Annotated in this window: 11 protein-coding genes; 5 read left to right on the top strand and 6 right to left on the bottom strand. The window is 61.3% G+C overall.

The genetic code is table 11. From position 1 onward, the window contains the following. Window positions 1-82 precede the first annotated feature (82 nt). Both ccoG and mapR read left to right on the top strand, forming a co-directional pair. The gene (gene ccoG, locus KSS97_RS10925) at window positions 83-1,495 is read left to right on the top strand and encodes a cytochrome c oxidase accessory protein CcoG (RefSeq protein WP_217861617.1); all 1,413 of its coding nucleotides are present in this window, start codon (window positions 83-85) and stop codon (window positions 1,493-1,495) included. Window positions 1,496-1,561: 66 nt separating this feature from the next. After that, a complete protein-coding gene (gene mapR / locus KSS97_RS10920; protein ID WP_030138514.1) occupies window positions 1,562-2,971 on the top strand; it encodes a GntR family transcriptional regulator MpaR in 1,410 nt (469 codons plus the stop codon). Between the two features lie 115 nt (window positions 2,972-3,086). On the opposite strand, the gene KSS97_RS10915 is transcribed toward mapR, so the two are convergent. Together KSS97_RS10915 and KSS97_RS10910 are read right to left on the bottom strand one after the other, a co-directional pair. Continuing rightward, the gene (locus tag KSS97_RS10915) at window positions 3,087-3,833 is read right to left on the bottom strand and encodes an SDR family oxidoreductase (RefSeq protein ID WP_030138513.1); all 747 of its coding nucleotides are present in this window, start codon (window positions 3,831-3,833) and stop codon (window positions 3,087-3,089) included. A 98-nt stretch (window positions 3,834-3,931) separates the two neighbouring features. Further along, on the bottom strand, window positions 3,932-4,810 hold the full coding sequence (locus tag KSS97_RS10910; RefSeq protein WP_217861616.1) for a Dyp-type peroxidase: 879 nt from the start codon (window positions 4,808-4,810) through the stop codon (window positions 3,932-3,934). Window positions 4,811-5,036: 226 nt separating this feature from the next. Between KSS97_RS10910 and ampC the strand changes: the two genes are divergently transcribed. Next, window positions 5,037-6,185 carry a class C beta-lactamase gene (ampC, locus tag KSS97_RS10905; RefSeq protein WP_217861615.1) on the top strand — a complete coding sequence of 383 codons (1,149 nt, stop codon included), beginning with the start codon at window positions 5,037-5,039 and terminating at the stop codon, window positions 6,183-6,185. Between the two features lie 63 nt (window positions 6,186-6,248). Here the strand turns inward: ampC and KSS97_RS10900 are convergent, their stop codons facing one another. The 4 genes from KSS97_RS10900 to KSS97_RS10885 form a co-directional block, all read right to left on the bottom strand. Continuing rightward, complete coding sequence (locus KSS97_RS10900; protein WP_217861614.1) at window positions 6,249-6,797, bottom strand: DUF4174 domain-containing protein; 549 nt, start codon at window positions 6,795-6,797, stop codon at window positions 6,249-6,251. A gap of 136 nt (window positions 6,798-6,933) precedes the next feature. Next, window positions 6,934-8,292, bottom strand: a complete 1,359-nt coding sequence (locus KSS97_RS10895) for an erythromycin esterase family protein (protein WP_217861613.1) — start codon at window positions 8,290-8,292, stop codon at window positions 6,934-6,936. 69 nt (window positions 8,293-8,361) lie between these two features. Beyond that, window positions 8,362-9,147: a sulfite exporter TauE/SafE family protein gene (locus tag KSS97_RS10890; protein ID WP_030138508.1), complete on the bottom strand. Its 786-nt coding sequence runs from the start codon at window positions 9,145-9,147 to the stop codon at window positions 8,362-8,364. Between the two features lie 108 nt (window positions 9,148-9,255). After that, entirely contained in the window at window positions 9,256-10,005 is a 750-nt protein-coding gene (locus KSS97_RS10885) for a hypothetical protein (protein WP_030138507.1), read from the bottom strand. 299 nt (window positions 10,006-10,304) lie between these two features. Here KSS97_RS10885 and KSS97_RS10880 point away from each other — a divergent pair, with 299 nt between their 5' ends. Next, on the top strand, window positions 10,305-11,453 hold the full coding sequence (locus KSS97_RS10880; RefSeq protein ID WP_030138506.1) for an aldose epimerase family protein: 1,149 nt from the start codon (window positions 10,305-10,307) through the stop codon (window positions 11,451-11,453). A 172-nt stretch (window positions 11,454-11,625) separates the two neighbouring features. Continuing rightward, window positions 11,626-12,447 carry an aldo/keto reductase gene (locus KSS97_RS10875; RefSeq protein ID WP_030138505.1) on the top strand — a complete coding sequence of 274 codons (822 nt, stop codon included), beginning with the start codon at window positions 11,626-11,628 and terminating at the stop codon, window positions 12,445-12,447. The last annotated feature ends 83 nt before the right edge of the window (window positions 12,448-12,530 follow it).

Raw genomic sequence — 12,530 nt, 5'->3', positions numbered from 1 at the left:
TATCAAGCCACCTGAGTCTGTTATGCAATCAGTTCAATGGTCATAGTGCCCCGGCCAGATAGCGGCTGATGAGCGACCGACCATGAGCGAAAGAATCCCCGTCCAGTTGATACAGACCTTCGATCCCCCACAGACGAAGATAAAATCCAGGACCACCGACCACCTGATCCACACCCGCAGCTTCACCGGCCTGTTCCGCACCTTGCGCATCAGCGGCGCTGGCGTCCTGTTCCTGCTGTTCTTCGGCACGGTATGGCTGGACTGGGGCAATCGCCAGGCGGTGCTCTGGGACCTCTCCGAAAGCAAATTCCACATTTTTGGCGCGACCTTCTGGCCCCAGGACTTCATCCTGCTGTCGGCGCTGCTGATCATCGCCGCCTTCGGCCTGTTTGCGATCACCGTGTTTGCCGGGCGCGTGTGGTGCGGCTACACCTGCCCGCAGAGCTCGTGGACCTGGATCTTCATGTGGGTCGAAAAAATCACCGAAGGTGAACGCAACCAGCGGATCAAGCTGCAGGCCGCGCCGTGGAGCTTGAACAAGTTAGTGCGGCGCTCGGCCAAGCACACGTTGTGGCTCGCCATCAGCCTGCTCACCGGCCTGACATTCGTGGGCTATTTCACGCCGATCCGTCCGCTGGCCGAGGAACTGCTCACCTTACAAATCGGCGGCGTCAGCCTGTTCTGGGTGCTTTTCTTCACCGGGGCCACCTACCTCAACGCCGGCTGGTTGCGTGAAGCGGTATGCATGCACATGTGCCCTTATGCGCGATTCCAGAGCGTGATGTTCGACAAGGACACCTTGACCATCTCCTACGACGTAGCCCGTGGTGAAATTCGCGGGCCGCGCAAACGCGAGGTGAATCCTGTCGATATTGGCCTGGGCGACTGCATCGATTGCCAGATGTGTGTGCAGGTCTGCCCCACCGGCATCGATATCCGCGATGGCTTGCAAATGGAGTGCATCGGTTGCGCGGCATGCATCGACGCCTGCGACTCGATCATGGACAAGATGGGTTACGCCCGCGGCTTGATCAAATACACCTCTGAACGCCAGCTGCAAGGCGGGAAGACTCGCCTTTTGCGGCCACGGCTGATTGGCTATACCGCCGTGCTGCTGGTGATGATCGGTGCGCTGGCCGTGGCGCTGGTGCAGCGGCCCATGGTGTCGCTGGACGTGAGCAAGGACCGTGGCCTGTTCCGTGAAAACAGCCAAGGCCAGATCGAGAACATCTACAGCCTGAAAATCATCAACAAGACCCAGCAACGCCAAGCCTATCAATTGTCCCTGGTGGACGGTGACGGCTTCGTCCTGCAGGGCAAGACGCAACTGAGCCTGGCGCCAGGAGAAATCATTGACGTACCGGTATCGGTGGCGATGCTCAGCGAACGGCCGCGGAGCGGTTCCCAAGAGATGACCTTCAAGGTTGCGGACAGTGACGAACCTGATATCTACAGCGAAGCAAAAAGCCGTTTTGTAGCACCGATGAATCGATGAAGCCTTAAGATGCCTCGCTCCACAGTCAAAAGCGCAAACCACGCGTTATCCAATACCGGGCCAGCCATGAAACGCTACGAAAAATTCGCCGATGACATCGCTGAACTGATCCGCTCCGGCATGCTCGGGCCCGGCCAGCGCGTGCCGTCGGTGCGCTTCGCCAGCCAGACTTACGGCGTCAGCCCATCCACCGTCTTCCAGGCCTATTACCTGCTCGAGCGACGCGGCATGATCCGGGCGCGGCCGCGTTCCGGTTACTTCGTCAACAATCATGCACCAAGCCCGTTCTGCGAGCCGGTCATCAGCACCCAGGTGCATGAGTCCACCGAAGTCGACGTCAGCGAACTGGTGTTTTCGGTGCTCGACTCGATCAAGGACCCGGCCACCGTGCCATTCGGTTCGGCCTTTCCCAGCCCGACACTGTTTCCGTTGCAACGACTGTCCCGTTCGCTGGCCAGCGCCACGCGTGAAATGGATCCGCGCATGGTGGTCACGGACATGTCGCCGGGCAATCCCCAACTGCGCCGCCAGATAGCCTTGCGCTACATGGTTGGCGGGCTGATGCTGCCCATGGAGGAACTGCTGGTCACCAACGGCGCCCTGGAAGCCTTGAACCTGTGCCTGCAAGCCGTGACCGAGCCGGGCGATTTGGTGGCGATCGAAGCACCCGCGTTCTATGCCAGCCTGCAAGTACTGGAGCGACTGAAACTCAAGGCCGTGGAAATTCCCGTGCATCCACGTGACGGTATCGACCTCGACGTGCTGGAGCAGACGCTGGCGCGCCATCCGATCAAGGCGTGCTGGTGCATGACCAGCTTCCAGAACCCCATGGGCGCGACCATGCCCGAAGCCCGTAAACAGGCATTGGTCGAGTTGTTGCGCCGACACCAGGTGCCGCTGATCGAGGATGACGTCTACGCCGAACTCTATTACGGCCAACAGGCACCCAAGCCGGCCAAGGCGTTCGATACCGAAGGACTGGTGATGCATTGCGGTTCGTTCGCCAAGAGCCTGGCCCCGGGCTATCGCATCGGCTGGGTCGCCGCCGGACGCTACGCGCAGAAGATCGAACGGCTCAAGCTCATGACGTCCCTGTGCGCCTCGATGCCGGCCCAGGCCGCGATCGCCGACTACCTGCAACACGGCGGCTACGACCGGCACCTGCGCAAGTTGCGCTATGCCCTGGAAGAACAGCAAAGCGCGATGCTTGCCGCCATCGGCCGGTATTTCCCAGCCCAGACCCGCGTCAGCCAGCCGGCCGGGGGTTACTTTCTCTGGTTGGAACTGCCGGAACAGATTGACTCGCTGAAGCTGTTCCAGATGGCGTTGGCCCAAGGCATCAGCATCGCCCCCGGGCCGATCTTTTCACCGACCCGGCGCTTCAGGAATTGCATCCGACTGAACTATGGCGGGCCTTGGACCGAGGTGTCGGAAAAGGCCATGGAGACGTTGGGGCGGATTATTCGGTCGTTCTAATATTTGGTTTGCCAGCACTACCGTCATCGCGAGCAAGCTCGCTCCCACATTTGGAACGCAATCCCCTGTGGGAGCGAGCTTGCTCGCGATGAGGCCAGGGCAGACCGCCCAGTTCTCAGCGCCCGCCCCCAAGGTCCACAAACGTCCCCGTCGCATACGAAGCCTTGTCCGACAACAACCAGATAATCGCTTCGGCCACTTCATCCGGGCGTCCGCCGCGCGCCATGGGAATCGCCGACTCCAGCTTGCTGACCCGGTCCGGATCGCCGCTCAGGGCGTGGAAATCGGTGTAGATGTAGCCCGGACGCACCGCGTTGACGCGAATGCCTTCGCCGGCCACTTCCTTGGACAGACCCACGGTGAACGTATCCAGCGCGCCCTTCGAGGCCGCGTAGTCGACGTATTCCGCCGGCGCGCCCAGGCGGGCAGCCACCGACGAGACGTTGACGATGCTGCCACCCTGCCCGCCATGCCGGGGCGACATACGCAGCACCGCATGCTTGGAACACAGGATCGGGCCCAATACGTTGGTTTTCAGGATCTTGAGGATGCGGAATTCAGACATTTCATCGAGGCGGGACTTGTGGGCGACCGTACCGGCGTTGTTCACCAGGGCAGTGACACGCCCCAATTCGACGTCAACGCGATTGAACAGGCCGACCACCTCATCCTCGATGCTCACATCGGCCCGCACCGCAATGGCTTGCGCGCCCTTGGCCCGGACCTGTTCGAGAACGTCCTGGGCAGCGTTTTCATCGGATTGGTAATTGATGCAGATTCGATAGCCCAGGTCGGCCGCCAACAGCGCCGTGGCTGCCCCGATCCCGCGCCCGCCACCGGTGATGACGATGACTTTATCCACGCTTGCTCTCCCGTTCCACGCAAACACGTCGGGCCCAAGAATAGCGTTGACCCGACGATTTGCACAACGCGCCCCGCTTACCGGGGCGGCGGCACTCCCTAGCGGGCCAGCGCGCGCAGGTCCAAGCGCCCGTCCAGCAGCGGTGGGCACCAGTAATAACCACCGGTGATCGGTCGGCTCATGCGGTACAAGCCATCGGTAATGCCGTCTTCGAGGCCACTCATGCGGCGCAGTTGCGCCTCGAACGCATCCAGGGAGAAGCCGAACGCCAGGAACATCAGGCCAGCGTGATCACCTTCGATCCACGGCATCGAACGCCGCACCACGAAGGCTTCCGGGGCGAAGCTCTCCTGGGCGGTGCGCTTGACGTGGGCCGACTCCGGCGCCTCTTCGATTTCTTCGTTGTCGCTCAGGCGCCGGCCCATGATGTTGTCGCGTTCGTGGGGCTGCATCGCGGCAAATCCGTCCAGATCGTGTTGCCACTGCTGGATCGCGGCGAAGCTGCCACCGCGCAATCCATCCACGCCCTGGGCCAGGGCGGCGGCGACGGCCGCTTCATCGTGGGGGTTCTCAGTGCCATCTTCGTAGCCGGTCAGGTCGTGGCCGGTCATGTGACGGAAGGTTTCGTTCATCTGCACCAGGCGCAGGGCCGGTGCCAGCGCCGCTTCAAGGGCGCGACTGCGGTGCATCAACTCGCCCCGGTCCTCACCATGCAACCAGCACCAGAGCGCATGCTGGGTCGACGGGTTATCCACGCCGACCCCGGCCAACGCAGGAAACGCGCGCAGGCCCTCGACCCGGGCCCCCAAGGCCTGCACCAGCGACTCACCGAAGCCGACGACCGCACGGCCATCCAACTGCAGCAACAATTTATCGATCGCAGCCGGCAGCGCCTCGACCGATTCCAGGGCAAAAAACAGATGACGAGCCTGAGGCGGAACAGGGGTGGCGAGAATGCCGGGCTGGTAGTAACTCATGTGAACTCCTTCAGAAAGAGCCGCGAGTTTACCCGGCGACTGCCGCTTTGTGTGGTTTGGCTTGAGGTCCGGTCGCTTCGGGCCACCCGTCGTATCATAGGGATGTTGCCACCGCCCTGTCGGACGGCTCGCAAACGCACCTGGGTCCGATGGCTTCGGATTGCCGGGCAGCCAAAAACGCCCTAGATTGACCGCCCCTCAAGGAAGGCAACGAGAGCGCTTTACGATGCATATTGCCAAATCGATACTCGCCGGGAGTTTTTTCCTGGTCCTCGGAACCTCCCCTGGCTTCGCCCAGGAGCGTATTGAAGACACGGTCAATGCTGTTATCCAGCCGCTGATGAAACAACAGGACATCGCGGGCATGGCGGTGGCGATCACCCATAATGGCCAGCGCCTGTTCTTCAATTACGGCGTGGCCTCCAAGGACACGAAAAAGCCTGTCACCGACCAGACGCTGTTCGAAGTCGGCTCGATCAGCAAGACCTTCACCGCCACGCTCGGCGCCTACGCCCAGGCCCGAGGCAAGCTGCAATTGTCAGACCCCGCCGGCCGCCACGCCCCCGAACTGAACGGCGCAGCGCTGGCAGACACCCGCCTGCTGGACCTCGCGACCTACACGGCAGGCGGGTTGCCTTTGCAGTTTCCCGACGATGCAGACCAGGCCGACCGGATGTTCAGCTATTACAGGTCCTGGAAGCCGCTCTACCCGGCCGGCACCCAACGGCTCTATTCCAACCCCAGCATCGGCCTGTTTGGCCATCTGGCGGCGCGCGCCCTGGGCCAACCGTTTGATGACGTGATGGAACAGACGCTGATGCCGGGGCTGGGCCTCAAGCACAGTTACGTACGGGTACCGCAAGACCAATTGGGCCGATACGCCCAGGGGTATGCGAAGGATGGCAAGCCCGTGCGAGTCGGACCTGGCGCCTTGGATTCCGAGGCATATGGGGTAAAGACCAGTTCAGCGGACCTGATTCGTTTCGTCGAGGCCAACCTGCGGCCTGAGCAACTGGACGCTGACCTGAAACAGGCCATTGCCACCACACACACCGGTTTCTACCGGGTTGGCGGGATGCACCAGGGGTTGGGCTGGGAGTATTACCCCGCTCCGTTCAGCCTGGATGGCCTGCTCGCCGGTAACACGCCGCATATGGCCCTGACCCCACAAAAGGCCGAACCACTCGACCCACCGCGGCCAGCCCCGGACGGCGCCTGGGTCAACAAGACTGGGTCTACCAACGGCTTCGGCGCGTATGCGGTGTTCGTCTCGGGAAAGGATTTGGGGATCGTGATGTTGGCGAACAAAAACTATCCGAATGAAGAGCGGGTGAAGGCCGCGCACAAAATCCTGATGGTATTGGAACAGCAATGAGGTCCGCTTTTTGTGGCTAGGGAGCTTGCTCCCTCGCCACAGGAACATCGCTGCTGTTGGAATTCAATCATCCAATGGCTGCGGCGCAGCCGCCGGCTTGGCCGTCTTGCCCGACTTGGCACCTTTCGTGTCCTTGGCCGGTGCCGGTTCTGGCGCGGGTGGCGGAGTTGGCGCTGCCGCTTCTTTTTCAGCCGCAGGCAGTTTGTCGACCGTGTCGAACAGCTCCTTCAGCTCGATCGCGCCTGAATGCTCCAGCTTCTTCTCCCCGTCCTTGCCCACCAGGATGATCTTGGTCTGCGCACCGGCTCCCAGCTTGAGGGAGCGGATCAGCGCCATGGTGCTTTGCGGGTCGAGGTCTTTGCCATCCCGTTGGCCGATGGTGTTGAGTACGGTGTACAGCACCATGTTGCGCTCGGAGAAGCCCTGCTTGCCCGCCGGTTCATCCAGGGATTTTTTCAGGCTGACCCAGGCGGGGTCGACGGTGCTGGGCGCGATGACGATCAATGGGCGGGCCTTGCCCATCTCCGCCACCAGGGGTGAGTCGCCATCGGCGGCGAACAGGGGCCCAACGAAGGCCAGCAAGGTAGCGAAGGTCAACGACCGAATAAGCATGCGCCTCTCCTTTAGATATTTACGCTGTACTGATTGCACATGGCGGCGATTGTTCCGCGAGAGTCGCCCTTTACCGCGCTGGCCTGTCTTGAAGCTTAGGCCAGCAGCCCCATAGCGCAACCGCGACACAGCGCGTTCAGAGGCCGAACGGGAACGTGTCCTCTTCATGCTCCTGCGTGTGCGGCGTCGGCAACGGCGTAACCGCTTCAGTCTGTTCGAACCAGAGCCAGGCGTCGAACTGCTCGGCCAGCACCGCTTCGAAATAATGGCTCTGGCGTTCGGTTTCAGGACGGTAGATCACACCGATGGCGCGTTCGAGCAACGGCTCGGACAACGCGTCCAGCAGTGCTTCGTCAGGCGCCGTCCGCCAGTCGGTCAGCGACGCGCGCACGCCTGCTTGCAAAAATTCCCGCTCCCAACTGCCGGTCAACGCCGGAACCACTTGCTTGATTTTCATCGGCGCGTCCCAGTCATCAGCGGCCGCCACGCTGCCACGGTCAGTGCCCATGCCCAGCAACACCGCGTCGCGGCCATACGCCATGCGACACAGTTGCCCAATGTTGAACTCGCCTTCCCAGCCCATGCGTGTCGCGGCGGCATTGCCGATGTGGGAGTTATGGGCCCAGACCACCGCTTTCGCCTCTGGCCCGCGATGTTCCAGCAGGCTTTGCAAGGTGTCGAACATATGCCGGTCCCGCAGGTTCCAGGAGGACTTGCCGCCACGATACATGGCGCGATAGTACTGCTCGGCGGCACGCACCACCCGGGCGTTCTGGATGGCGCTGAAAAAGCCTTCATCATCCTTGATCAACGGGTCGAGGCGCTCGGCGAGCATCGTGTTGAGCTGCTCGACCACCGCATCCTCGCAGGTCGCGAGGTTGCCGCGTTCGGTGAAATGACCATACAGCGCCGGGTCGTCATGCCAGGGCGTCAGGCAGCCATAACGGTGCCGGGCATCACGGGCCAAGTGAGGATGTGCCTGGTCGAGGTAACCGAGCACCTCGTCGATGGAGTGCCGCAGGCTGTAGACATCCAGGCCGCGAAACTCCACGCGCCGGGCATCAGGCTGGCCAAGGTTGTAATCGTGCAGCCAGCGGACGAAGGACTGGACATCCGTGTTGCGCCACATCCAGCTTGGAAACCGCGCGAAGGCCTGTTGTTTCCAGGCCGAGGGGCCGAGGTGGCGAACACAGCGGTCGATTTGCCCCGCGTCGGGCCAGTCGGCTTCGACGGCGACAATGCCGAAGCCGTGGTGCTGGATCAGGTGCCGGGTGATGGCGGCGCGGGTGCGATAGAAATCATGGGTGCCGTGGCTGGCTTCACCGATCAACACGACCTTGGCATCGGCGAAGCGATCGAACATCTCGGCAAAGGCCGGGCTATCCTCGGCGGGCAGCGGTTCGGCGTGATGACGCAGGATATCGGCGATGTCGGTGCGCGGTTCGGCGCGACGGCGGCGCAGGCGTTGCAGCAGATCTCTGGCTGGGCTGTTCATGAATCGTGGCCTCATCAGTACCTGGTTTACAGGTATGACTGTGGCTACGGACGCATGACTCCGATCAAATCAGAACGCGAGCTTGAAGCCGATCATCGCCAGCATCACTGCCAGGCAGGGGCGCAGGAGTTCATCGGAAATGCGTCCCGACAAATGGCTCCCCAGGTAGATGCCCGGCAACGAACCGATCAGCAGGAAGCCCAGGATGTGCCAGTCCATGTTGCCCATGCTCGCATGGCCCAGGCCCGCCACCAGGGTCAGTGGCACGGCATGGGCGATTTCAGTGCCCACCAGGCGCTTGGTGACCAGGAATGGATAGAGGATGAACAACGCGACAGTGCCCAGGGCACCAGCACCAATGGAGGTCAACGCGACCATCGTGCCCAGCACCAGGCCAGTGATGACGGTCAGTACGTTGAGCCGCGAGCCGCTGGGGTTGTAGTGGCCGCCGGCGCGATCGTGGGCGAATTGCAGGAGGCGTTTCTTGAACAGAATCGCAAGGGCAGTGGCAAACAGCACGAAACCCAGGGCTTGCTTGATCACCGCGTTCATGGCGTCGGGCGAGCTGTGCAGGCTGTTGAGAAACCACAGCGTCAGCCCCACCGCCGGCACGCTGCCCAAGGTCAGCCAACCGGTGATGGCCCAGTCGATATTGCGGTTCTTGGCATGAACCAGCACGCCGCCAGACTTGGTAATGGCCGCGTACAACAGGTCCGTACCCACCGCCGTCGCGGGGTTGATACCAAACCACAACAGAATGGGGGTCATCAGCGATCCGCCACCGACACCGGTCATCCCAACGATGAAACCGACCAGCAGGCCCGCTACGACTAAACCGACATTACCGAAATCCATCAAACCCGTCTCAGCGCAACCGCATGAAAAATCTGGCCGCGAGCATAGCGATTTTTCTTATAACCCCCTATATCGATGTGATCTATCTTTATTCCATTTCTTGCGCCGTTACTGGACTGGCAGGAAATTGAGGAACAACAGGCTCTGGGCGTAGTTCAGGCCGATGCGCCGGTAGCGCTCATCGAGCATCTGCGTCAACAGGTCCAGGCGGGCGACGATTTTCCCGAACTCGACGGCGAAACTCAGGTTGCTGCCCTCCTCCGAAATTTCATTGGAAAACAGCATCGGCGTGCCGTCCTTGTTTTGGCGCTGTCCGAGCAGCCAAGTGGCTTTTTCGATATTGCGCGCGGCATTGCTGACGAAGCGCGGATCGATGGTGTCGGTCATGTAGAACTCGAGGCGGTTGCCATGGGCCGTCACCAGCATGCTGCCAATGGCATAGATGAATGCGCCGACGCGATCGCCGAGGAACTCCGGGCTCATCGCATAGCTCAGGGCGGCCAGGTCTTTTTTGTTGCCCAGGGCCGGCAAGGGCTGCTGCTGTTCGATGGCTTGGCGAACCTGCTTCACGGCCGTGCGAGCGTCGAGAAAGCCTGACTTGCGCAACTCTTCGGGGTTACGCAGGTAAAGCTTATGCATCAACAGGTACAGACTCTGCAGGTTGTCATGCATCGAGAGGGTGGCCATGCGGTCGACGCTGGTCTGCAAGAACTCCTGGGGCCTGGCGTTGCTGAATTGCGTGACCATGTCCTGGCCTTGCTGATGGCTGCACCCGCCGCAAAGCAGCAGTATCAGCCCTGCTAACAGCAAGCCGCAGCGACGTGGCGACCTCATCACGGAATTTAAAACACCGGCCATCGAATCTCGGTCTGGACATGGGGAAAACGGTCGGGGTTGCCGCTTTCTGGCCATGGATAGAGCGGCAAAAACCGTAAAAGTGCGGCGCCCCACGCAAAAGCTCACGCTTGGGCGAGCTTCGTATCGATCAATTAGTCTTACTTTTTAATTGATAATTCCCGATTTATAGCTATAAATCCCTTCTCCACCCTCAAATAGAAAGACTACTGAACAGAAAAACCTTCATCGCTGTCCGACCAAGTAACGGACTCGACCACGTTAAAAACAACAACAAAACAACAGGAAAGGAAGGTCACACCATGCTGGAATCCAGACATCTGCTCACGGCCCTCGGAGTTTCTCTGATGATTGCCACGTCTTCCCAGGCCGCCGGCCTGACCAATGAACGCGCTGCCTTCGGCAAGACCAATGACGGCACGCCCGTTGAAAAATACGTGCTGCGCAACAGCAACGGCATGGAAGCTACCGTCATCACCTATGGCGGGATTCTCCAGTCGCTGATCGTGCCGGACAAAAACGGCATGACCGACGACATCGTGCTCGGCTTCGACGACGTGCAGGGCTACCAGAAGAACGGCACCGTTTACTTCGGCGCAACCATCGGCCGCTTCGGCAACCGCCTGGCGGGCGGCGCCTTCGAGCTGGACGGCAAGCGCTACCAAGTGCCGCAGAATGACAAGGACAATGCCTTGCACGGCGGACCGCAAGGCTTCGACAAGCGGGTATGGAAAGCCGAACCCCACAATGGCAAGGATTCGGTCGGCGTGACCCTGACGTATGTGTCGGCGGACGGTGAGATGGGCTTTCCAGGGAACCTGAAGACCGACGTCACCTACAGCCTCAACGATCAAAACGAGCTGCGCATCGATTACAAGGCCACCACCGACAAACCGACCGTGCTGAACCTGACCAACCACAGCTATTTCAACTTGGCAGGTGCGGGCAATGGCGACATTCTCAAGCAAGTCGCCACCCTGCATGCGTCCCGCTACACGCCGGTGACCGCCAAGCTCATTCCCACCGGCGAACTCGCGCCCGTGGCCGGTACGCCGATGGATTTCACCAAGCCCACCCCGATCGGCACCCATATCAAGGCCGACCATCCGCAGTTGAAGTTCGCCGAACCTAAACAGGGCGGCTTCGATTTCAACTGGGTGCTCGACGCCAAGGGTGACGTCGGCAAGCTCGCCGCCGACGTCCAGGATCCGAAGTCCGGGCGGCGCCTGCAGCTCTTTACCACTGAACCCGGCGTGCAGTTCTACACCAGCAACTTCCTCGACGGTACGGTCAAGGGCAAGCAAGGCAAGGTCTATCCGCACTGGGGCGCGTTCACCCTGGAGACCCAGCACTTCCCCGACTCGCCGAACCAGCCGGACTTCCCGACCACGCGACTGAATCCGGGCCAGACCTACACCCAGGCCATGGTGCTGAAATTCTCGGCGGAATAATCCCATCGACCGATCGTTCCCGCGCTCTGCGTGGGAACGCCTCCTGTGACGCTCTGCGTTACGCTTTCGGGACGCAGCGCATCCTTGGCTGCTTTCCCGCGCGAATCAAACCTGAACACCTGGTCTATCCTGCTGCCACAGGTTTAATCAACCAGCACGACAGGAGACGTGAATGAAAACTCTGGAATTGGCCGGCGTATCCGTTCCGGTGATCGGCCAGGGCACTTGGCGCCTGGGTGAAGAACCGTCCCATCACAAGAAGGAAGTCGCGGCCCTGCGCCTGGGCATCGAACTGGGTATGACCCTGATCGATACGGCCGAAATGTACGCCGAGGGCGGCGCCGAAAAAGTCGTTGGCGAAGCGATTACCGGGCTGCGCGACCAAGTGTTCCTGGTGAGCAAGGTCTACCCCCACAACGCCAGCCGAAAAGGTATTCCGCTCGCCTGCGAACGCAGCCTGCGGCGGCTCGACACCGACTACATCGACCTCTACTTGCTGCACTGGCGCGGCCAATACCCCTTGGAAGAAACCGTCGAAGCATTCGAGCGACTGCGCGAAGAAGGCAAGATCGGGTCCTGGGGCGTGTCGAACTTTGACGTCGACGATATGGAGGAACTGGCCGCGCCGGCCTGCGCCACCAACCAGGTGCTGTACAACCTGCAAGAACGCGGCATCGAATTCGACCTGCTGCCCTGGAGCCAGCAGCAGCGCATGCCCATCATGGCCTACTGCCCGGTCGGCCAGGGTGGGCATCTGCTCAAGGATCACACCGTGCAGCAGATCGCCGAGCGCCACCACGCAACGCCGGCCCAGATTGCCCTGGCCTGGCTGTTGCGCCAGGACAACGTCATCGCCATTCCAAAGGCCGTGCAGCCCGAACACGTGCGCCAGAATGCCGAAGCAGCGGAGCTGCGGCTAGAGCCCCAGGATCTGGCGGCGCTGGACTTGGTGTTTCCGCAACCTCAGGGGAAGCAGCGGTTGGCGATGGTTTAGCCTGGAGAATCGAAGGCTCCGTGGCGAGGGAGCTTGCTCCCGCTGGGGTGCGAAGCGGCCCTCGCTTTCAGGCGGCTGCTGCG

It is taken from the genome of Pseudomonas alvandae (genome assembly GCF_019141525.1).
Taxonomy (GTDB): Bacteria; Pseudomonadota; Gammaproteobacteria; order Pseudomonadales; family Pseudomonadaceae; genus Aquipseudomonas; species Aquipseudomonas alvandae.
Note: the sequence above shows the minus strand (reverse complement) of the source record. Positions and strands in the feature narration are given on the sequence as shown.

Excerpts from the sequence above, each read along its gene's own strand:
- ccoG (WP_217861617.1), top strand. The coding sequence starts at position 83 with ATGAGCGAAAGAATCCCCGTCCAGTTGATACAGACCTTCGATCCCCCA.
- mapR (WP_030138514.1), top strand. The coding sequence starts at position 1,562 with ATGAAACGCTACGAAAAATTCGCCGATGACATCGCTGAACTGATCCGC.
- KSS97_RS10910 (WP_217861616.1), bottom strand. The coding sequence starts at position 4,810 with ATGAGTTACTACCAGCCCGGCATTCTCGCCACCCCTGTTCCGCCTCAG.
- ampC (WP_217861615.1), top strand. The coding sequence starts at position 5,037 with ATGCATATTGCCAAATCGATACTCGCCGGGAGTTTTTTCCTGGTCCTC.
- KSS97_RS10900 (WP_217861614.1), bottom strand. The coding sequence starts at position 6,797 with ATGCTTATTCGGTCGTTGACCTTCGCTACCTTGCTGGCCTTCGTTGGG.
- KSS97_RS10895 (WP_217861613.1), bottom strand. The coding sequence starts at position 8,292 with ATGAACAGCCCAGCCAGAGATCTGCTGCAACGCCTGCGCCGCCGTCGC.
- KSS97_RS10890 (WP_030138508.1), bottom strand. The coding sequence starts at position 9,147 with ATGGATTTCGGTAATGTCGGTTTAGTCGTAGCGGGCCTGCTGGTCGGT.
- KSS97_RS10885 (WP_030138507.1), bottom strand. The coding sequence starts at position 10,005 with ATGGCCGGTGTTTTAAATTCCGTGATGAGGTCGCCACGTCGCTGCGGC.
- KSS97_RS10880 (WP_030138506.1), top strand. The coding sequence starts at position 10,305 with ATGCTGGAATCCAGACATCTGCTCACGGCCCTCGGAGTTTCTCTGATG.
- KSS97_RS10875 (WP_030138505.1), top strand. The coding sequence starts at position 11,626 with ATGAAAACTCTGGAATTGGCCGGCGTATCCGTTCCGGTGATCGGCCAG.